16 protein-coding genes are annotated in these 19,645 nt (G+C 71.5%); 4 read left to right on the forward strand and 12 right to left on the reverse strand.

The features are described 5' to 3' along the window. Positions 1-33 precede the first annotated feature (33 nt). Positions 34-1,734 carry a BTAD domain-containing putative transcriptional regulator gene (locus J7F03_RS18095; protein WP_214950613.1) on the forward strand — a complete coding sequence of 567 codons (1,701 nt, stop codon included), beginning with the start codon at positions 34-36 and terminating at the stop codon, positions 1,732-1,734. A gap of 36 nt (positions 1,735-1,770) precedes the next feature. Here the strand turns inward: J7F03_RS18095 and J7F03_RS18100 are convergent, their stop codons facing one another. After that, on the reverse strand, positions 1,771-2,595 hold the full coding sequence (locus J7F03_RS18100) for a hypothetical protein (RefSeq protein WP_214950614.1): 825 nt from the start codon (positions 2,593-2,595) through the stop codon (positions 1,771-1,773). A gap of 449 nt (positions 2,596-3,044) precedes the next feature. After that, positions 3,045-4,193 carry a glycerate kinase gene (locus J7F03_RS18105; protein WP_214950615.1) on the reverse strand — a complete coding sequence of 383 codons (1,149 nt, stop codon included), beginning with the start codon at positions 4,191-4,193 and terminating at the stop codon, positions 3,045-3,047. A gap of 144 nt (positions 4,194-4,337) precedes the next feature. Here J7F03_RS18105 and J7F03_RS18110 point away from each other — a divergent pair, with 144 nt between their 5' ends. Further along, entirely contained in the window at positions 4,338-6,062 is a 1,725-nt protein-coding gene (locus J7F03_RS18110) for a BCCT family transporter (protein ID WP_214950616.1), read from the forward strand. 83 nt (positions 6,063-6,145) lie between these two features. On the opposite strand, the gene J7F03_RS18115 is transcribed toward J7F03_RS18110, so the two are convergent. Together J7F03_RS18115 and J7F03_RS18120 are read right to left on the reverse strand one after the other, a co-directional pair. Continuing rightward, positions 6,146-8,554 (reverse strand): hypothetical protein, encoded by a 2,409-nt coding sequence (locus tag J7F03_RS18115; RefSeq protein ID WP_214950617.1) that lies wholly within the window; start codon positions 8,552-8,554, stop codon positions 6,146-6,148. Positions 8,555-8,599: 45 nt separating this feature from the next. Next, the gene (locus J7F03_RS18120) at positions 8,600-9,616 is read right to left on the reverse strand and encodes a glycosyltransferase family 2 protein (protein ID WP_214950618.1); all 1,017 of its coding nucleotides are present in this window, start codon (positions 9,614-9,616) and stop codon (positions 8,600-8,602) included. A gap of 250 nt (positions 9,617-9,866) precedes the next feature. Here J7F03_RS18120 and J7F03_RS18125 point away from each other — a divergent pair, with 250 nt between their 5' ends. Next, a complete protein-coding gene (locus J7F03_RS18125; RefSeq protein ID WP_214950619.1) occupies positions 9,867-10,364 on the forward strand; it encodes an NUDIX hydrolase in 498 nt (165 codons plus the stop codon). 54 nt (positions 10,365-10,418) lie between these two features. Then, positions 10,419-10,847: a hypothetical protein gene (locus J7F03_RS18130; protein ID WP_214950620.1), complete on the forward strand. Its 429-nt coding sequence runs from the start codon at positions 10,419-10,421 to the stop codon at positions 10,845-10,847. A gap of 27 nt (positions 10,848-10,874) precedes the next feature. Here the strand turns inward: J7F03_RS18130 and J7F03_RS18135 are convergent, their stop codons facing one another. The 8 genes from J7F03_RS18135 to J7F03_RS18170 all read right to left on the reverse strand — a co-directional run bounded on the left by J7F03_RS18135 (position 10,875) and on the right by J7F03_RS18170 (position 19,595). Next, the gene (locus J7F03_RS18135; RefSeq protein WP_214950622.1) at positions 10,875-11,381 is read right to left on the reverse strand and encodes a methylated-DNA--[protein]-cysteine S-methyltransferase; all 507 of its coding nucleotides are present in this window, start codon (positions 11,379-11,381) and stop codon (positions 10,875-10,877) included. A gap of 22 nt (positions 11,382-11,403) precedes the next feature. Continuing rightward, positions 11,404-12,888 carry an AlkA N-terminal domain-containing protein gene (locus J7F03_RS18140; protein ID WP_214950624.1) on the reverse strand — a complete coding sequence of 495 codons (1,485 nt, stop codon included), beginning with the start codon at positions 12,886-12,888 and terminating at the stop codon, positions 11,404-11,406. A 207-nt stretch (positions 12,889-13,095) separates the two neighbouring features. Further along, on the reverse strand, positions 13,096-13,917 hold the full coding sequence (gene pssA, locus J7F03_RS18145) for a CDP-diacylglycerol--serine O-phosphatidyltransferase (RefSeq protein ID WP_214950734.1): 822 nt from the start codon (positions 13,915-13,917) through the stop codon (positions 13,096-13,098). Positions 13,918-13,942: 25 nt separating this feature from the next. Continuing rightward, the gene (locus J7F03_RS18150) at positions 13,943-14,599 is read right to left on the reverse strand and encodes a phosphatidylserine decarboxylase (RefSeq protein WP_214950626.1); all 657 of its coding nucleotides are present in this window, start codon (positions 14,597-14,599) and stop codon (positions 13,943-13,945) included. A 185-nt stretch (positions 14,600-14,784) separates the two neighbouring features. Next, positions 14,785-15,990, reverse strand: a complete 1,206-nt coding sequence (locus J7F03_RS18155; RefSeq protein ID WP_214950628.1) for an acyl-CoA dehydrogenase family protein — start codon at positions 15,988-15,990, stop codon at positions 14,785-14,787. A 4-nt stretch (positions 15,991-15,994) separates the two neighbouring features. Further along, positions 15,995-16,507: a MaoC family dehydratase gene (locus tag J7F03_RS18160; RefSeq protein WP_053681718.1), complete on the reverse strand. Its 513-nt coding sequence runs from the start codon at positions 16,505-16,507 to the stop codon at positions 15,995-15,997. Positions 16,508-16,512: 5 nt separating this feature from the next. Next, complete coding sequence (locus J7F03_RS18165) at positions 16,513-17,487, reverse strand: CoA ester lyase (protein ID WP_214950631.1); 975 nt, start codon at positions 17,485-17,487, stop codon at positions 16,513-16,515. Next, on the reverse strand, positions 17,484-19,595 hold the full coding sequence (locus J7F03_RS18170; protein WP_251072106.1) for a protein meaA: 2,112 nt from the start codon (positions 19,593-19,595) through the stop codon (positions 17,484-17,486). The genes J7F03_RS18165 and J7F03_RS18170 overlap by 4 nt, the downstream gene beginning before the upstream one ends. Between the last annotated feature and the right edge of the window lie 50 nt (positions 19,596-19,645).

Below are 19,645 nucleotides of genomic sequence, written 5' to 3' on the forward strand. Positions count from 1 at the left end.
TGACCTGCCGTGCGCGGGGGAGGAGGCCGGGAATTGTCCGACCGCACAGTGTTTCCGCCCGTCGTCGTGCCGACCGCACCGATCCAGTGGGCCACACCGGCCGCACCGGCGTTTCCGGCCGCTCCGGTCCACCCGGCGCCGCCGGCCGCACTCGCCTCCGCGAGCGCTTCGGCCGTCCCGCTCGTCGGCCCGGGCGCCCTGACGCTCGTGATCGCGCCCGCCGGGTACGGCAAGACCACCCTGCTGGCCGAGGCGGCAGCCGCCTTCCCCGGGCCGGTCGTCCACTGGCGCCCCTGCCGGGACACCCGGGACGCCTCCACCGTGCTGGCCCGGCTGGCCCGGACGCGTGAAGACCCGCCGTCCTCGGCGGCGCCCACGGTGGAATCCGTACTGCTGGACATCGAGCAGGGCCCCGCCCCGGTCCTGCTGCTGGTGGACGATGTCCACCTGGTGCACGGCAACCCGGCCGAGGCCGCCCTGGAAGAGCTCGCCCGGCTCGCGCCGCCCGGCCGGCTCCGGGTGGTCCTGGCCGGCCGCAGGATGCCCGCGGTGAACCTCACCCGGCTCGAACTCGCCGACACCCGCCTGCTCACCGCCCGCGACCTGCGCCTCGGCGAAGCCGCCGCAGCGGCTGCCTTCCCGGACGCGGACCCGGCCCTGCTCCGGCTCAGTCGCGGCTGGCCCGCCCTCATCCGCCTCGGCCGGGCCGCGGCGGCCGCCGGCCGGGACCCCCTCGACGCCCCCGCGCTGCGCACCTACCTGGACCGCGAGGTGCTCGCCACCTTCCCCGACCGGGCGGTACGGGCCCTGCGGCGCGGGGCGCAGGAGCCGCCGGAACTGGCGGACGAGTACGGGGCGGAGGACTGCCTGCCCCTGCTGCGCACCTACCTCGCGCGCCACCGTCCCGCTCCGGCCCGCAACCGCTCCGCACGGGCGGCCCAGGCGGCCCGCCCTCCGGGCTCCACCGACTCCGCCGGCTCCACCGACTCCCCGGACGCCGCCGCGGCCGTCGACCGCGCCCCCGAACGCCCGCTCACGCTCCGCTGTTTCCGCCGCTTCGAGGCCACCCTCGACGGCCGTCCCCTGGACTGGGGCGCCACGCGGCCGCGGGTACGGGCCCTGGCCCGGCTGCTCGCCGTCCACGCCGGCCGCCCGGTCCACCGCGAGCAGTTGATGGCCGCCCTGTGGCCGGAGAGCCCCGCCCGTACGGCCGGCCACGGCCTCCAGACGGCCGTCTCCGCCCTGCGCTCCGTCCTGGAACCGGGCCAGGACCGGGGCAGGGCCCGCGTCCTGGTCCGCACCGGCGAGGCCTACATGCTCGACCTCGTCCCCGGCGGCAGCTGCGACGTCCAGCACTTCGAGGCCGCCACCGCACAGGGTCTGGCCGATGCCGCCCGCGGCCGCGCCGACCGGGCCGCCGAGGCACTGGCCCGGGCGCTGCGCCTGTACACCGGCGAGCTGCTGCCGGAGGACGGACCGGCGGAGTGGGTGGTCCCGCTGCGGGAGCGCTGCCGGGACCAGGCGGTCCGGGCCGCGCACACCCTGGCCGAAGTGGAGCTGGCTCGCGGCCGCGCCGAGGCGGCGGTGACGGCGGCCGGCCACGCGCTGTCGCTGGACCCCTTCCGGGACGCGGTGTGGCGCCTGCTGATCGAAGCCCACCGCAGGGCGGGCGACCCGGCGGCCGCCCGCCAGGCGGAACGCCGCCACGCAAGGATCCTGGCGGCCCTGAGCTGACTGCTCAGCGCCGCTTGACGTCAGCGCCGCTTGAAGTCAGCGCCGCTTGAAAAACTCGACCTCGCCCAGGGCGACGGCCCGACCGCCGTCGGCCCCGTAAGCCCCCTGCACGGTGATCCTCAGCCGCACCACGTCGCTCACCGCGAAGTGGAAGCGCTGCTGGCCGGGTACGTCGGCGAGGCGGACCGTCTTGTCCGTCGTCCGCCCGTCCTTGCCCACGGCGGTCAGCAGCAGGGTGCTGGGCCGCCCCTGCAGGAGGAACTTCTCCGCGACCGGCGAGGCCCCGGGATGCACGACGAGGTCCAGCAGCCGCAGCGGCCTGTCGAAGGAGGCCTCAAGGAACTCCCCCTGCCCCGCCGCGGCGGGGGCCCAGTACCGGTCGGTGGTCCCGTCCACGGCGAGGGCGGCCTCGTGCTCCGGGGCGGCACTGGACGCGGTCACCGCCGAGGCGTGCGTCTGCTCGGGCTTGGACACCCGGTCGCGTACGGATTCCAGCGCGCGCGAGGCCTCGGCCCGGAAGGCGTATCCGGCGGCGGCCAGGGCCAGGATCAGCACGAGCGGAACCACGGGGCGCGGCACGCGCCACCGGCGGCGGCGCACGGGCCGCTCTCCGGCGGCCGGCGCGCGGCGGGTCCGCCGTCTGCGCCACCAGGGTGGCTTCGGCGCGACGGGCGCGTCCGCGAGGCCGGCTCCGCAGCGGCGGCAGTACCGGCGCGCGGGCACGTTCCCGGCGCCGCACTGCCCGCAGATCAGCTCCCCGGGCCGTGGCGCGTCCTCCTCGGCCTCCGCCCGCCGCCGCACGGGCGCGGCGGCCTCACCCCTGCCGGGCTGCACGGCCCGGGTGGGCGGCCGGGTGGGCATGGGCGGTACGGCGGGCCCCGCGGCGGCGGGACCTCCGGCAGGCCGCGGGGCGGCTGGAGGACCGGGCGGCTCCGCCCGCAGGCCGGAAGGGCCGGAGGGGCCGGAAGGGCCGGCAGCAGCAGGGCCGGGAGAAGCGGCAGGGCCGGCAGGGGCCGCCGGGGCGGCGGGGCCGTCTCCCCACTCCAGGAACGCCCCGCAGTTCCCGCAGAACTGTTCCCCGGGCTCACAGCGCGTCCCACACACCGTGCAGTTGGTCACCCGACCATGCTCGCCACCACCCCCGCACCCCCCAACCCCCGCCGGGGCACCCCCACGGCACCCACCGCTGCCCTTTCGGGCACGCCCCGTCCCGCTGCGCTGGAAGACCCGGCCTCCCCGGCGTGCCGCAAACGCCGGCGGCCCGGACCCCCGTCAGGGGATCCGGGCCGCCGGGCGGGGCAGACGCCGGGTCAGAGGACGTCGGCCGCGATGTTCGCCGCCACCCGCTCCAGCAGCGGCCCCGCGTTGGCGATGCACACCGCCGGGTCGGGCTCGATCTCCGTGAGCGGGTAGGCCCGCCGGATCCCGGCCGCCTGGAGCGCCTCCTGCGTGAGCAGCAGGCGGCCGCAGACCGCGACGACCTCCTTGCCCGCCGCGCGGGCCGCCGCCGCGACACCGGCCGGAGCCTTGCCGTGCAGGGTCTGCTCGTCGAGCGAGCCCTCGCCGGTGATGACCAGCGTCGCCCGCTCCAGCGCCGGCGCGAAGCCGAGCACCTCGAGCATCAGCTCGATGCCGGGTCGGAAGGAGGCGCCGAGCAGCAGGGCCCCGTAGCCGATGCCGCCCGCGCCGCCCGCGCCGGGCGAGACCGCGGCCTCGGCGGCCAGGGAGCCGATCGACTTCTCCAGGACCACCGCGAAGTGCGCCAGCGCCGCGTCGAGCGTCGCCACGTCCTCGGGCGACGCCCCCTTCTGCGGGCCGTAGACCGCCGGAGCGCCCTTCGGACCCGTCAGCGGGTTGTCCACGTCGCTCGCCAGGACGAAGTCGACCTCCTTGATGCGGGGGTCGATGCCCGACAGGTCGGCCGAGGCCAGAGCCGCCAGCGCGCCGCCGCCCGGACCGACCGGTTCACCGTTCGCATCCAGGAACACCGCGCCCAGAGCGGCCAGCATGCCCGCGCCGCCGTCGGTGGTGGCGCTGCCGCCCACACCGAAGACGATCGAGCGCGCTCCCGCGTCGAGTGCGGCCTTCAGCAGTTCGCCGGAGCCGTAGGTGGTCGCCGTCAGCGGGGCGAAGACACCCGCCGGCAGCAGCTGGAGGCCGGAGGCCTCCGCCATCTCGACCACCGCGGTGCCCTCGCGCAGCGCGAAGGCGGCCGTGACCTGGTCACCGAGCGGTCCGGTGACCCGTACCTCCCGGCGCTCGAAACCGGCCGCCACAGCGGCCGCGACCGTACCGTCGCCGCCGTCCGCGACGGGGAGGGTCTCGATCTCCACGCCCGGTACGGCCTTGCGAAGTCCGGCCGTCACCCGCTCCGCGACCTGAACGGCTGTGAGCGAGCCCTTGAATTTGTCCGCGGCGATGAGCACGCGCGCGGTCTCAGTTACTGCTCCGTCCGTCACCTTGCTAATCCCTTGCTATCGAACAGTGCAGTCGCGCCACCCATGAGCCTATCCGGAGGATCCTCCTATGCCCATGCGTGGCCTGGGCCACACCCGGCGCGGCATGCCCCTAAATCGGGATATACGCCTGAATAGTGTGGCCGCATGAGCACGGATTCACTGGAACAGCCACGTCCGGATTCCCCAGGCGGCGGGTCGGCGGGCCCGGATGACGGCACTCCCGACCGCACCGTCGTCACCATCGGAGTGATCTCCGTCCTGGCCGTCGTCGCGTGGGCGGCACTCGGCAAGAGCTCCTTCGACTCGGCGTCCAGCACCGCCCTGGCCTGGGTGCTGAACAACTTCGCGTGGCTGTTCGTGATCGCCGCCGACGTGTTCCTCGTCATGTGCGTCGTGCTCGCGATCAGCCGGTTCGGGCGGATCCGCCTCGGCAAGGACGACTCGGAGCCCGAGTTCACGAACCTCGCGTGGATCGCGATGATGTTCAGCGCCGGCATGGGGATCGGCCTGATGTTCTACGGGGTGGGGGAGCCGCTCACCCACTACCTGAACCCGCCCCCGGCCTCCGGCGCGGCCCCCGGCACCGGCGACGCCGCCCGGGCCGCCCTCGACTACTCCTTCTTCCACTGGACCCTCACCCCGTGGGCGATCTACGGGATCGCCGGGCTCGCCCTCGCCTACGCGACCTTCCGCAAGGGCCGCGGCAACCGCCTCAGCTCCGCCTTCGTCCCCCTCATGGGCGAGGAGCGGGCCAACGGCCGGCCGGGCAAGGCCATCGACCTGCTCGCCGTCTTCGCGACCGTCTTCGGCACCGCCACCAGCCTCGGCCTCGGCGCGCTCCAGGTGGCCAAGGGGCTCGAGATCACCACCGGGATCGAGGACTCGACCACCGTCGAGCTGGTCATCATCGGGTCCCTCTCCGCAGCCTTCGTCCTCTCCGCCTTCTCCGGCCTGCACAAGGGCGTCAAATGGCTCAGCACGGTCAACATCGTGCTCGCCGCGGCCCTGATGCTCTTCGTCTTCGTCCTCGGCCCGACCGTCTACATCCTCGACGTGATCCCGGCGAGCGTCGGCAGCTACCTGCACGACCTGCTCCCGATGGCCACCCGTACCGGCGCCTTCACCGACAGCGCGTGGCTCGGCGCGTGGACGATCTTCTACTGGGCGTGGTGGCTCTCCTGGGCGCCGTTCGTCGGCACCTTCATCGCCCGGATCTCGCGCGGCCGCACCATCCGCGAGTTCCTCGTCGGCGTGCTGCTGGTCCCCAGCGGCGCCACCGTCGTCTGGTTCTGCGTCATGGGCGGCACCGCCATCCGCCTCGACTCCACCGGCGTCGCCGACATGGCCCCCAAGGTCAAGGAGGGCACCGAGGCGTCCCTCTTCGCGATGCTCGACGCGCTCCCGCTCGGCTCGCTCACCTCGTGGATCGCGATGGCCCTGGTGATGACGTACTTCGTCACCAGCGCCGACTCCGCCTCCCTCGTCATGGGCTCGCTCACCAGCCGCGGCTCGCTCCACCCGCCGACCTGGCTCGTCGTCACCTGGGGCGTGCTGATGGCCGCGGTGGCCGCCGTACTCCTCGTCGCGGGCGGCCTGAAGTCCCTCCAGACGGCCACCATCCTGGTCGCGCTGCCGTTCGTGATCGTGATGCTGCTGCTCTGCTGGGCCCTGGTGAAGGAACTGCGGGAGGACCCGGGCGCGGGCCCCGTCCGCCACCACGCCCTGCACGGCATGCGGGACGCGGTCAAGGCCATGGTCGGCGACGCCATCACCGAGCAGGGCCCGGCCCGCCACCTCAGACTGCGCCGCGTCGCGGAGTCGAAGAACCGCGACCGCGACGACTCCGACCCGGGGCCCGGCCAGGGCTGACCGGCCGTCCGCTCCGCCGACGACGAAGGCCCCTCGAATTCGCCGCGTGCCGGGGCCCTTCGCCGTACGCGTGCGTCAGCCGGTCACGGTATTCGGTAGACGGCGACCTGCTTGTTGTCGAACTCCTTCTGTGCGAGCTCCCCCAGGCGCGGAGACTCGGCGCCCGCCGTACGGAGCACCACCACGTAGCGCACGCGGTACTCGTCGTGCAGCCGGCGCAGGATCGCCTGCGTGGGGCGGTACACGGCGTCCTCGTTGAGCTTGAACAGCGCCTGGTCCCAGAACGGACCGTCGTACCCGATGCCGTCGCCTCGGGTCAGCGCCATCATCCGGGGCGCGTACGCCCAGCCCTCGATCAGCACCGACCGCTCGGAGTAGGCGCCGAGCCACCAGGAACGGGTGTTCTCGAAGCCGGGGCCGTGGGCGTCGTTCAACTCCCAGCCGTGGCTGTTGGTGACCAGCACGTCCCCGGGGTCGCTGTGCGCGCGGACCCAGCGCGCCGCGTCGACCTGCGAGGCGGGCAACGTCCACGATCCCATCCATGTGTGCTTCCGGGCCTGGAGGGCGTCGTGGAAGACGCCCGGCGCGCCCGTCGCGAGGACCGCGGTCATCAGTACGACGGCGCCCCGGCCGCGCAGCGCGGGCAGCACCCGGCCGCCGGCCCACCACAGGAGGCCGCAGACCAGCGCGATCGCGGCCAGCGCCGCACCCGCGAGCACGGAGGGCAGGAGGAGGTAGTACGTCTTGTGCGCGTCCCCGTCCGAGAACTCGCGCAGGACGTAGGCCTGCCACGCGGCCGAATAGCGGTAGATCACGTAGGTGAGCAGGGCGACGAAGGCCACCGTGCCCACGGCGAGCGCTACCTGGGCCCGGCGGGGCAGCGCGGCGCGTTCGAACGCCTCGCAGCAGCCCCAGGCCGAGAGGACGGCTCCGAAGGGCAGGGCGGCCATGGTGAAGTAGCTGGAGTTGTAGCCGCCGATGAGCAGGTATGCGCAGGGCCCCGCCACGGCGGAACCCAGCAGGAACCACTGGAGGGGGTCCAGTTTGGACCGCCGGCGCAGGATCAGCGGGATCATGCCGACCAGCTTGAGGTGGTGGTACAGCACGAAGGCGAACAGAGCCGACACGATCAGCAGGGCCTGGAGCGGCGCCGAACGCTTGTGGTCCGGGTCGGCCCAGAAGGGGGCGAGGTTGCCCAGCGGAACGATCTGGAGTCCGTAGGTCTCGAACTTGAAGATCACCGCCGTCGCGAAGAGCTGGGCGGAGGCGAGGATCGCGCCGAGCCCGACCACCGTCCACGGGATGCGGCGGGTCGCGATCAGCACCACGAGTCCGGCGAGGGCCAGTCCGGCGATGGTGACCGGCAGGGTGCTGGCTTTGGCCGCGCTGGAGGCCAGCGCGAACAGGGCGACCAGGACGAAGAGCCCGCGGCCGAACGCGGGGGCCGCATTCCCCGTGCCGTCGCCGTCGCCGGCCCCGCGCAGCCGGCGCAGGGCCTCGCCGACGGCGCCCATCAGCGCGATCAGCAGCGGCTGGCTGTACGTGTAGGACAGGCTCGACCAGTACATCAGCCGGACGGACGGGGCGCCGAGCGTCCAGGTGTCCACGTTGTTCGGGTAGATCGCCGTGAACTCGGTGACGACGAAGAGCAGGACGACGGCCGGCGGACCGGCCCAGGCGCGGCCGGTGAGCCGCCGGGCCACCACGGCGGTGAGCACCACGGCGAGCGCGGCGAGCGCCGGAACCATGAGCCGCGTCTGGATCACCGGCAGGTCTATGTGCCCGACCATGGAGCTCATCGCCATGTGGGCGAAGGAGAACCAGTGGTAGTGGAGCGGTTCACCGGAGGCCTGGGGGAGCGTCAGCGGTACGTGCTGCTTCGCGTTCGCGGCGAGCGACAGTAAGTACGGCAGGTCGGCGAAGATCCGCGAGGTCTCGCTGTCGGACAGGACCGGGTACTTCGACAAGGAGTCCTGGTAGAAGTACGCGCCGGTGAGCATGACCAGCCCGGAGACCGACCAGGACCAGCCGAGGGAGGTGCGGGCGTAGCCGCGTGGACACCAGTGCCGGCGCAGGCCCGGTACGGCGAGGAAGGGGACCACCACGGCGAGGGGCCAGGCGGTGGCGACCGACTGGGCCCCGAGGGAGACCAGCACGAACCAGGCGGCCAGTTCCAGGGCGAGGCCGGTGACGGCTCCGTACGCGAGGTCCTCGACCAGGGTGTGGGGCCGGCGGCGCAGCGCCCGGAACACCAGGGTGCCGGGGAGCACGACGCCCCAGAGCGCGTATCCGGTGTACCGGGCGACGTCGCTCGCCGAAGTGTCGGCGAGCAGCAGTAGCGCGGCCAGCACGAGGTAGGCGGCGATGCCCGGCAGGAACCGGAGGAACCGGTGTGTCTGGGGCCGCTCGGCCTCGCCTGCCGGGGTCGCGCCGTCGGATCGCTCCCCCGAGGAGCTCCGCCGCTCGGAGACGGCGTTTCCAGTCGTACCCATACGGTTGGCTTCTCCCTGCCTGCTGTGGGTCGGCCGGCTTCCGGATCAGGCCGGGTGATCGGAGGTCTTGGCACCTGGCGCGGCGCCGTCCCGCTCCGCGGAGTCGTAGCCGACGAAGTAGGCCGGCCGGGCCTGGACGGCCGAGTAGATCCGGCCGATGTACTCACCGAGCAGGCCCACGCAGACGAGTTGGACACCGCCGATGAAGAGCATGCCGATGAACAGCGAGGACCAGCCCGGCACGGTCGAGCCGAACGCGTACTGGAAGGTCGTGTAGACCGCCAGACCGAAGCAGACCAGGAAGCTCAGCAGCCCGAGCCAGGTGGCGAGCCGCAGCGGGGCCGCCGAGAAGTTGGTGATGCTGTCGAGCGCGAGGCGGACCATCTTGGACAGCGGGTAATGGGTGCTGCCGGCGACCCGCTCCTCGCGGACGTAGACGACCTCGCCGCTGTTGAAGCCGAGCCACGGCACGAGCAGCCGGTAGACCGGCTGGTGCTCGGGCAGGGACTTCAGCGCGTCGACGGCGGCCCGGCTCAGGAGGCGGAAGTCGCCGGCCTGGTTGGGCATGTTCTTGCCGACGAGCTTGCGCATCAGCCAGTAGTAGGCGCCGGCCGTGCGCCGCTTGAAGAAGGTGTCGGTGCCGCGGTCGCCGCGCACCCCGTAGACGATGTCCAGGTCCTTCTCGCGGGCGAGCGCGAACATCTCCGCGATCTTCTCCGGCGGGTCCTGCAGGTCGGCGTCGATGCTGACGACGTACTCGCCGAAGGCCCGGTGGATGCCCGCCGTCAGCGCCGCCTGGTGCCCGGAATTGCGGGCGAAGCGGATGATGCGCAGCTCGGGCCAGTCCTGGCGGATCTTCTGCATGATGACCGGAGTGGCATCGGTGCTGCCGTCGTCTATGCCGACGACCTCGTAGTCCACGCCGAGCCCGTCAAGGATCGGACGCAGGCGGGCCACGGTCAGCGGCAGCGCCTCCTGCTCGTTGTAGATCGGGATGACGACCGACAACACGGGAACGGGATGGTCGACCACGTTGCGCGTCGAGGCTGCTGCGTTGTGCATGGCTGGTCGCCCGTCCCCAATACCTGAGAGCGTGAAGAACTCGGCAATACCTGAGCAGTTGAAGAACTCGGCGAAAGCACCGACGGTCTGACCGGTGTGACGCGGCCGAATTCGGAAACCGTGCGGGCCGGGCCGAACGGTCGGCAAGAATATCATCTTGAATGAGCTGTCGTTCGACCGTCTGTACGCCTTCGGAGGGCCTCTGCGGCGGGTCCTCCCGCCTTCCCGGGCGCCTCGGTAGGGTTGCCGGGTGACCACCACGGATGACTACGCCACCTACATCGCGAGCCTGCCCCGGGTACTGGCCGGCGCGGCCGCCCTCTACCGGGACGCCGAGGGCCGGGTGCTCCTCGTCGAGCCCAACTACCGTGCGGGCTGGGCCCTGCCGGGCGGAACCATCGAGTCGGACCAGGGCGAGTCCCCGCGCGCGGCCGCCCGCCGCGAGAGCGCCGAGGAGATCGGCATCGACGTACCGCTCGGCCGGCTGCTCGCCGTCGACTGGACGCTCGGCGCGGACCGGCCGCCGCTCGTCGCCTACCTCTACGACGGCGGCGTCCTCGACGCCGATCAGCTCGCCTCCGTCCGGCTCCAGGAGGAGGAGCTGGTCTCCTGGCGGATGGTGCAGCCCGCGGAGCTGACGGACTATCTGCCGGGAGCGCTCGGCCTGCGCACCGAGGAGGCGTACCGGGTGCTGCGGTCCGGCGAGGGCGCCGCGGAGTTGGAGAACGGCCGCACGCCCACGGCTTAGCGGGGCCCCCGCTCGTTATTTCGCGCCTACACCGGGCAGGACAGAATTCAGCAGATGATCACGATGTACGCCTGGCCCAGCACCGCCGACGGGCCCGACGCCCTGCCCATGGTCCACTTCACCACCGATCAGCAGGCCGGCGGCGAGGTCACCCCCGACGGGGTGCCGGTCTGGATGTTCGACACCGCGATCCGCGACGGCGGCTGGGCCCTGTTCACCGACTTCGAGGCCTGGTCCGCGCCGGCCGCCGGCTGGCAGGCCTTCTACCGCCGGGAGGACGACGTCCTCGCCGTCACCGGTCCCGGCTCCTGCGAGGGCTGGTACGAGGGCGGCCTGGGCGCCGGCGCCGAGTGGGTGGGGGCGGCCACGGCCCAGCAGAGCGTGGTCCTGCTCGCGGCCCCCGTCCAGCACCCCTCCCTGTACGCCTACGCCGTCGAGGCAGGCGCCGCCTTCGCCCTGCTGGTCCCGCTCGTCGTGATCTAGACCGTCCCGTTCGGATCTAGGTCGTCTCTAGAGCTCGTCGGCTCCGGACTCGAAGGCGAGCAGGCGCACCTTGCGGTCGATGCCGCCTCCGTAGCCGGTCATGGAGCCGGACGCCCCGATCACGCGGTGGCAGGGCACGATGATGCCGACCGGGTTCTTCCCGTTGGCCAGGCCCACCGCGCGCGAGGCGTTCGGCTTGCCGAGCTTGGCCGCCAGCTCCCCGTACGACCAGGTCTGCCCGTAGGGGATCCGTACGAGCTGCTCCCACACGCTGCGCTGGAAGTCGGTGCCCTCCAGCCGGACCGGCAGGTCGAACTCGGTGAGCTCCCCGGCGAAGTACGCGGTCAGCTGCCGCACCACCTCGGGGAAGGGCTCCTCTCCGGCGTCGACGCGCTCGCCGAAGGACTCATCGGCCGGCCGGTGGCGCTGCCCGGTCATGTAGAGCCCGCTGAGGAGGCCGCCGGTGGCGACGAGGGTGAGCGGCTCGTACGGGCTCTCGACGACGGTGTGCTGCTTGCCGCTGCTGCTGGACATGGTGGTTCGTACTCCTCGGAAGTCAGGCGGGCAGGAAGTTGACGGCGTGGTCCTCGGTGGCCCACAGGTACTGGACGGCGTACGCGCGCCAGGGCCGCCAGTGCGCCGCGCGGGCCGTCAGCGCGGCGGGCGTGGACGGCAGCCCGAGCCCCTTCGCGGCCCGCCGGATCCCCAGGTCGGAGGGGATGAAGGCGTCGGGGTCGCCCAGCGCCCGCATCGCGATGATCTCGGTGGTCCACGGCCCGAAACCGGGCAGCGCGGCCAGCCGCGCACGGGCGCTCTCCCAGTCGCTGTCGGCGGCGAGCGGGAGCGAGCCGTCCGCCAGCGCCGAGACGAGCGTGGTCAGGGTGGTGCGCCGGCTGAGGGGCAGGGCCAGCGACTGCGGATCGAGCCCGGCCAGCGCCTGCGAGGACGGGAACAGGTGCGTCAGGCCGCCCTCGGGATCGGGGTCCGCCACCGGCTCGCCGAGGGCCCTGACCAGCCGGGCGGCGTGCGTACGGGCCGCCGCGGTGGACACCTGCTGGCCGAGGACCGCCCGTACGGCGAACTCCTCCGCGTCGACCGTACGGGGCACCCGGCGCCCGGGGGCCTTGTCCACGATCGGGGCCAGCAGCGGATCCGAGCGCAGCTGCTCGTCGACGGCCTCGGGGTCGGCGTCCAGGTCCAGGAGCCGGCGGCAGCGGTTGATGGCGATGGTCAGGTCGCGCAGGTCGGTCAGGGCGAGCCGGCAGCCGATGTGGTCGGGCTGCGGGGTGAGCGCGACGACGCCCGTGCCGTAGGGGAGCCGCAGGGTGCGGCGGTAGGCGCCCGCACGCCACTCCTCGACGCCGGGCACGGCGGTCGCGGCGAGGTGGCCGAAGAGGTTGTCGGGGTTGAGCGGGGCGCGGAAGGGGAGCCGCAGGCTTATGGTGCCGGGCACCTGGGCCCGGACCTGGCGGGGTCCCTTCCCCGCTCTGGTCCGCAGCTCGCCCGGCGCCAGCGCGAAGACCTCGCGGACGGTGTCGTTGAAGGTCCGGATGGAGGAGAACCCGGCGGCGAAGGCGATGTCGCCCATCGGGAGCTCCGAGGTCTCGATCAGCAGCCGGGCGGTCTGCGCGCGCTGTGCCCGGGCGAGCGCGAGCGGCCCGGCCCCGAGCTCGGCGTTGAGCTGGCGCTCCACCTGGCGGGAGGAGTACCCGAGCCTGGCGGCCAGTCCCGGAACGCCTTCCCGGTCGACCACACCGTCCTGGATGAGGCGCATGGCGCGGGCGACGGCGTCGGCGCGGGCGTTCCACTCGGGGGAGCCGGGGGAGGTGTCGGGCCGGCACCGCTTGCAGGCCCGGTACCCGCTCTGCTGGCAGGCGGCGGCGCTGGGCAGGAAGGTCATGTTCTCGACCTTGGGCGGTACGGCGGGGCAGCTGGGCCGGCAGTAGATGCCGGTGGTCCTGACAGCGGTGAAGAACCAGCCGTCGAAGCGAGCGTCCTTGGACTGGACGGCCCTCACGCAACGCTCGGTGTCGGTGTACATGCCGTCCATCCTCCCGGCCCCCTGTCCCCCGGGCTGGCGGTTTTCCGACATCAAGCCTATCCGCCGGCCGCGGTTCCACCGGTCCCCGCGCCCGTCCCGCCCGGGGAGGGGCGAGGCCCCGCGCGGGACCGGGCGGGACGCGCATACGAGAGGGCCCCCGGTCGCCTGCTGGCGGCCGGGGGCCCTCTCGTGCGCGTACAGCCGTGCTTACGGGGCCTGCGTGGCCCGCGCCTCACGGCGGTTGTGGCGGAACGTGTTCGCGCGACGGGTCGTCGCGAACAGCGGGATCGTCGCCGCCAGAGCGATCTGCAGCGCACAGCCGGTCTGGAGCAGCAGCCCGCCGCCCGGCGCGTCGAACGCCCACGCCGCCAGCAGGCCCATCGCCCCGACGATCCAGCTCAGCATCGCCACCGCGAGGACACCCCGCGGCTTGGGGTACTCGACCCGGCTCACCATCAGCCACGCCACCCCGATGATCGCCAGCAGCGTCGGGACGAACGGCAGCTCCAGCAGCACGATCGAGACGACCGTCAGCGCGCCGAAGGGGCTCGGCATGCCCTGGAACATGCCGTCCTTCATCGTCACGCAGCTGAATCTCGCGAGGCGCAGCACCACGGCCAGCAGCACCACGATCGCGGCCAGCGCGGACATCTTCTGGACCGCGTCCACGGCGACCATGCCGTAGACGAGCACGAAGTACGCGGGGGCCAGACCGAAGCTGATCAGGTCGGACAGGTTGTCCAGCTCGGCGCCCATCGGCGAGCTGCGCAGCTTGCGGGCCACGATGCCGTCGAAGAGGTCGAAGACCGCGGCGAGCAGCATCAGTATCACGGCCGTCGCGGCGCTGCTGCGGGCCATGCCCGACTCGCCGCTGCCGGTGAGGTGCGGAATGAGGATCCCGGTGGTGGTGAAGTACACCGCCATGAATCCGCACGTCGCGTTGCCGAGGGTGAGGGTGTCCGCTATCGACAGCCGCAGTGACAGCGGCATGTCGTCCTCGGCGGACTCCTCCTCGGGCGCCTCGGGCACCCAGCCTGCGGCCGGGGTCTCAGGGTCAGTCACGGTCAATTCGGGTCACCCCCGCGGTGGTGGCCTGCCCGACCTCGACCGCGACCTCGACGCCCTCCGGGAGGTAGATGTCGACGCGCGAGCCGAAGCGGATCAGACCGATGCGTTCGCCCTGCTCCACCTTGGAGCCGGCCGGCAGGTACGGGACGATGCGGCGCGCGACGGCGCCGGCGATCTGCACCATCTCGATGTCGCCGAGCTCGGTGTCGAAGTGCCAGACAACGCGCTCGTTGTTCTCGCTCTCCTTGTTGAACGCCGGAACGAATCCGCCGGGGATGTGCTCCACGGACGTCACCGTGCCCGCGAGGGGCGCGCGGTTGACGTGCACGTTCAGCGGGCTCATGAAGATCGCGACCCGGGTCCGCCCGTCCTTCCACGGCATGATGCTCTGCACCACACCGTCGGCGGGCGAGATGACCCGGCCCTGCGTGATCTCACGCTCGGGGTCGCGGAAGAACCACAGCATGCCCGCCGCGAGCGCGGTGGTGGGCACGGCTACTGCCGCCCAGCGTCCGGACTTGCGGGCCCTGGTGAGGCTGAGAGCGGCGGTGGCGACGGTCGGCAGAAGCCACGGCGATGCTCCGCGCGCGAGGCGTCCACCGAGGAGGCCGACGCGAGGTGCAGAGGTTTGGCTGTGGGGCATGGATGACCTTCGTAGCGGGTGGTGCCGCGCCGCAAATAGGGGGACGGGACGGCGGCTTTACTGGAATGCTATCGGTTGCACGCAACAACTGGGCAAGCCAGAAGCCGAGTCGATGACCGCCGGCCAGTGACTGGTAGTGACTCTTTTGCGGAAAACCACTGGATGATTCCCCGCAAAAGGGACTTTCAGCCCTGGAGTCGGTACTCCTCGAGCAGGCGTCGCCCGATGATCATTTTCTGGATCTCGGCGGTACCTTCACCGATGAGCAGCATCGGAGCCTCCCGGTAGAGACGCTCGATCTCGTACTCCTTCGAGAAGCCGTAGCCGCCGTGGATGCGGAACGCGTCCTCAACCACCTCCTTGCAGTACTCGGAGGCGAGGTACTTCGCCATCCCTGCTTCGAGGTCGTTTCGTTCCCCGGAGTCCTTTTTGCGTGCTGCATTGACCATCATCGCATGGGCGGCTTCGACCTTGGTAGCCATCTCGGCCAGCTTGAACTGGATCGCCTGGTGCTCGGCGATGGCCTTGCCGAAAGTGTGACGTTGCTGGGCATACGAGACACCCAGCTCGAACGCACGCTGTGCGACGCCGCAGCCACGGGCCGCCACGTTGACGCGGCCGACCTCGACCCCGTCCATCATTTGGTAAAACCCTCGGCCGGTCTGGCCGCCCAGCACCCGATTGGCCGGAATGCGCAGTCCGTCCATGATGAGCTCGGTCGTGTCGACGCCCTTGTAGCCCATCTTGTCGATCTTGCCGGGGATGGTCAGGCCGGGGCGCACCTCACCGAAGCCGGCCTCCTTCTCCACGAGGAAGGTCGTCATCGACTTGTGGGGCGCGGTGCCGTCCGGGTGTCCTTCGTCACTGCGGACCAGAACGGCCACCAGCGTGGACGTGCCGCCGTTCGTCAGCCACATCTTCTGGCCGTTCAGGACGTACTCGTCGCCGTCCTTGACCGCCTTGGACGTGATGGCCGACACATCGGAGCCGAGCCCCGGCTCGGACATCGAGAACGCGCCGCGCACCTCGCCCAGCGCCATGCGGGGCAGGAAGTAGTCCTTCTGCTCCTGGGTGCCGTGCTGCTTGAGCATGTACGCGACGATGAAGTGCGTGTTGATGATGCCCGAGACGGACATCCAGCCACGCGCGATCTCCTCGACGCACAGCGCGTAGGTGAGCAGCGACTCACCCAGGCCGCCGTACTCCTCCGGGATCATCAGGCCGAAGAGGCCGAGTTCCTTGAGGCCGTCGACGATCGCCTGCGGGTACTCGTCGCGGTGCTCCAGCTCGGTCGCGACCGGGATGATCTCCTTGTCGACGAACTCCCGGACGGTCTTGAGGATCTCCCTCTGGACGTCCGTCAGGCCGGCGGTCTGGGCAAGTCGGCTCATGGTTCTACTTCCCCTGTTCCTTCAGCGTGGGGCGGCCGGGCTGCTCGCCGCCGCGCTCCTTGATGTACGTCTCGGTCGGGACCATCACCTTGCGCCGGAAGACGCAGACGAGGGTGCCGTCCTGCTTGTAGCCCTTGGTCTCGACGTAGACGATGCCGCGGTCGTTCTTCGACTTCGACGGGGTCTTGTCGAGGACCGTGGTCTCGCCGTAGATCGTGTCGCCGTGGAAGGTCGGCGCCACGTGCCGCAGCGACTCGATCTCCAGGTTGGCGATCGCCTTGCCGGAGACGTCCGGCACGGACATGCCCAGCAGCAGCGAGTAGATGTAGTTGCCCACGACGACGTTCTTGCCGAAGTCGGTCGTGTTCTCGGCGTAGTTGCTGTCCATGTGCAGCGGGTGGTGGTTCATGGTCAGCAGGCAGAAGAGGTGGTCGTCGTACTCGGTGACCGTCTTTCCGGGCCAGTGCTTGTAGACCGCGCCGATCTCGAACTCTTCGTAGGTGCGTCCGAACTGCATCGGGATCAGGCCTCCGGGATCTCGAACTTGGTGGTGCGGCGCATGCCCGCGGCGCGGCCCTTGCCGGAGATGACCAGGGCCATCTTGCGGCTGGCCTCGTCGATCATCTCGTCGCCGAGCATCGCCGAGCCCTTCTTGCCGCCCGCCTCGGAGGTGCACCAGTCGTAGGCGTCGAGGATCAGCTCGGCGTGGTCGTAGTCCTCCTGCGAGGGGGAGAAGACCTCGTTGGCCGCGTCGACCTGGCCCGGGTGCAGCACCCACTTGCCGTCGAAGCCCAGCGCCGCCGCGCGCCCCGCGACCTCGCGGTAGCCGTCGACGTTCTTGATCTGCAGGAAGGGGCCGTCGATCGCCTGCAGGTCGTGCATGCGGGCCGCCATCAGGATCCGCATCAGGATGTAGTGGTAGGCGTCCGCGCCGTAGCCGGGCGGCTGCATGCCCACGACCAGGGACTTCATGTTGATCGAAGCCATGAAGTCGGCCGGCCCGAAGATGATGGTCTCCAGCCGCGGCGAGGCGGCGGCGATCTCGTCGACGTTGACCAGGCCCTTGGCGTTCTCGATCTGCGCCTCGATGCCGATCTTGCCGACCTCGAAGCCCATGGTCTTCTCGATCTGCGTCAGCAGGAGGTCGAGCGCCACGACCTGCTGGGCGTCCTGGACCTTCGGCAGCATGATGCAGTCGAGGTTCTGGCCGGCGCCCTCGACGACCGTGATCACGTCGCGGTACGTCCAGTGCGTGGTCCAGTCGTTGACGCGCACCACGCGGGTCTTGCCCGTCCAGTCGCCGTTGTTCAGCGCGTCCACGATGGTGTGGCGGGCGCCTTCCTTGGCGAGCGGGGCGCAGGCGTCCTCCAGGTCGAGGAAGACCTGGTCGGCCGGCAGGCCCTGGGCCTTCTCCAGGAACCGGGGGTTGGAACCCGGCACCGCGAGGCAGGAGCGGCGCGGCCGCAGCCGGTTGACCGGGGAAGAGGGCGTGGTCATGCGGGGACCTCCGTGCTTGCAGCGGTGTTCTTGGTGTCGCTGATGTCGGTAACGGTGTCGTCGGCGTCGACGAGCGGGTGGAGCTTGTTCGCCTTGCGGATCTCGTCGACGATACGGCCGATGATCTCCGTGATGCCGAAGTCCTTCGGGGTGAATACGGCGGCCACCCCGGCCGCCTTCAGCGCCACGGCGTCGGCATTCGGAATGATGCCTCCGAGGACGACGGGGATGTCACCCGCCCCCGCCGCACGCAGGCGTTCCAGCACGTCCGGGACGAGCGCGCTGTGCGAGCCGGACAGGATGGACAGTCCCACGCAGTGGACGTCCTCGGCCAGGGCCGCCGAGGAGATCTCCTCGGGCGTCAGCCGAATGCCCTGGTAGACCACCTCGAAACCGGCGTCGCGGGCCCGTACGGCGATCTGCTCGGCGCCGTTGGAGTGCCCGTCCAGGCCGGGCTTGCCGACCAGCAGGCGCAGCCGGCCGGAGCCCAGCTCGTCGGCCGTACGGGAGACCTTCGCGCGGACGAGGGCCATGGGGGTCCCCTCCTCGGCGGTCACGGCCACCGGGGCCGAGGAGACCCCGGTCGGCGCCCGGAACTCCCCGAAGACCTCGCGCAGGGCGCCGGACCACTCGCCGGTCGTGACGCCGGCGCGGGCGCACTCCAGGGTGGCGTCCATCAGGTTCTCGTCGCCCGCCGCGGCCTCCTTCAGCCGGACCAGGGCCTGCATGACCGTCGGGAAGACGAACGGATCGCCGCCGCCCTGCCGGTCCGAGGACTCCTGGCGCTCGGACTTCCAGCGGCCGATGCGCTCGACGGTCTGCGCCTCCAGGGCTCCGTCCACCGTCATGATGGCGCCGTCGAGGTCCGCGGTGAGCGGGTTCTCCTCGGTCTGCTGGAAGCAGTTGACGCCGACGATCTTGTCCTTGCCGTCCTCGATCCGGGCCCGGCGCTCGGCGTGCGAGGAGACCAGCTCGCCCTTCAGGTACCCGGACTCGACGGCCGCCATCGCGCCGCCCATCTCCTGGATCCGGTCGATTTCCGCCAGGCATTCGTCCACCAGGGACTCGACCTTGGCCTCGATGACGTGCGAGCCGGCGAAGATGTCCTCGTACTCGAGCAGGTCGCTCTCGTGGGCCAGGACCTGCTGGATGCGCAGCGACCACTGCTGGTCCCAGGGCCGGGGCAGGCCCAGCGCCTCGTTCCAGGCCGGCAGCTGCACGGCGCGGGCGCGGGCGTCCTTGGAGAGGGTGACCGCGAGCATTTCCAGCACGATGCGCTGGACGTTGTTCTCCGGCTGCGCCTCGGTCAGGCCGAGCGAGTTGACCTGGACGCCGTAGCGGAAGCGGCGCTGCTTGTCGTTCTCGATGCCGTAGCGCTCGCGGGTGACCTTGTCCCAGATGCGGCCGAAGGCGCGCATCTTGCACATCTCCTCGATGAAGCGGACGCCCGCGTTCACGAAGAAGGAGATGCGGGCGACGACCTCGCCGAAGCGCTCCTCGGGCACCTGGCCCGAGTCGCGCACCGAGTCCAGGACGGCGATGGCCGTGGCCATCGCGTAGGAGATCTCCTGGACGGGCGTGGCCCCGGCCTCCTGCAGGTGGTAGCTGCAGATGTTGATCGGGTTCCACTTCGGGATGTGGTTGACCGTGTACGCGATCATGTCCGTCGTCAGGCGGAGCGAGGGCCCGGGCGGGAAGACGTGCGTCCCGCGCGAGAGGTACTCCTTGACGATGTCGTTCTGGGTGGTGCCCTGGAGCTGGGAGATGTCCGCGCCCTGCTCCTCGGCGGCCACCTGATAGAGCGCCAGCAGCCACATGGCCGTGGCGTTGATCGTCATCGAGGTGTTCATCTGCTCCAGGGGGATGTCCTGGAACAGCCGCCGCATGTCGCCCAGATGGGAGACCGGGACCCCGACCCGGCCGACCTCGCCGCGGGCGAGGATGTGGTCGGGGTCGTATCCGGTCTGCGTCGGCAGGTCGAAGGCGACCGACAGGCCGGTCTGGCCCTTGGCGAGGTTGCGGCGGTACAGCTCGTTGGACGCCTCGGCCGTGGAGTGGCCGGCGTACGTCCGCATGAGCCACGGACGGTCTTTCTGGCGCTCTGTCATCTCAGGCTGTCCCTTTGGCCCTTGAACGATCTCAGACGGGTCGGGCGAAT

It is taken from the genome of Streptomyces sp. ISL-43, from assembly GCF_018614195.1.
Taxonomy (GTDB): Bacteria; Actinomycetota; Actinomycetes; order Streptomycetales; family Streptomycetaceae; genus Streptomyces.

Coding starts and splice junctions, on each gene's coding strand:
- J7F03_RS18100 (WP_214950614.1), bottom strand. CDS start 2,595: ATGCCCACCCGGCCGCCCACCCGGGCCGTGCAGCCCGGCAGGGGTGAG.
- J7F03_RS18110 (WP_214950616.1), top strand. CDS start 4,338: ATGAGCACGGATTCACTGGAACAGCCACGTCCGGATTCCCCAGGCGGC.
- J7F03_RS18115 (WP_214950617.1), bottom strand. CDS start 8,554: ATGGGTACGACTGGAAACGCCGTCTCCGAGCGGCGGAGCTCCTCGGGG.
- J7F03_RS18120 (WP_214950618.1), bottom strand. CDS start 9,616: ATGCACAACGCAGCAGCCTCGACGCGCAACGTGGTCGACCATCCCGTT.
- J7F03_RS18130 (WP_214950620.1), top strand. CDS start 10,419: ATGATCACGATGTACGCCTGGCCCAGCACCGCCGACGGGCCCGACGCC.
- J7F03_RS18135 (WP_214950622.1), bottom strand. CDS start 11,381: ATGTCCAGCAGCAGCGGCAAGCAGCACACCGTCGTCGAGAGCCCGTAC.
- J7F03_RS18140 (WP_214950624.1), bottom strand. CDS start 12,888: ATGTACACCGACACCGAGCGTTGCGTGAGGGCCGTCCAGTCCAAGGAC.
- J7F03_RS18150 (WP_214950626.1), bottom strand. CDS start 14,599: ATGCCCCACAGCCAAACCTCTGCACCTCGCGTCGGCCTCCTCGGTGGA.
- J7F03_RS18155 (WP_214950628.1), bottom strand. CDS start 15,990: ATGAGCCGACTTGCCCAGACCGCCGGCCTGACGGACGTCCAGAGGGAG.
- J7F03_RS18160 (WP_053681718.1), bottom strand. CDS start 16,507: ATGCAGTTCGGACGCACCTACGAAGAGTTCGAGATCGGCGCGGTCTAC.
- J7F03_RS18165 (WP_214950631.1), bottom strand. CDS start 17,487: ATGACCACGCCCTCTTCCCCGGTCAACCGGCTGCGGCCGCGCCGCTCC.
- J7F03_RS18170 (WP_251072106.1), bottom strand. CDS start 19,595: ATGACAGAGCGCCAGAAAGACCGTCCGTGGCTCATGCGGACGTACGCC.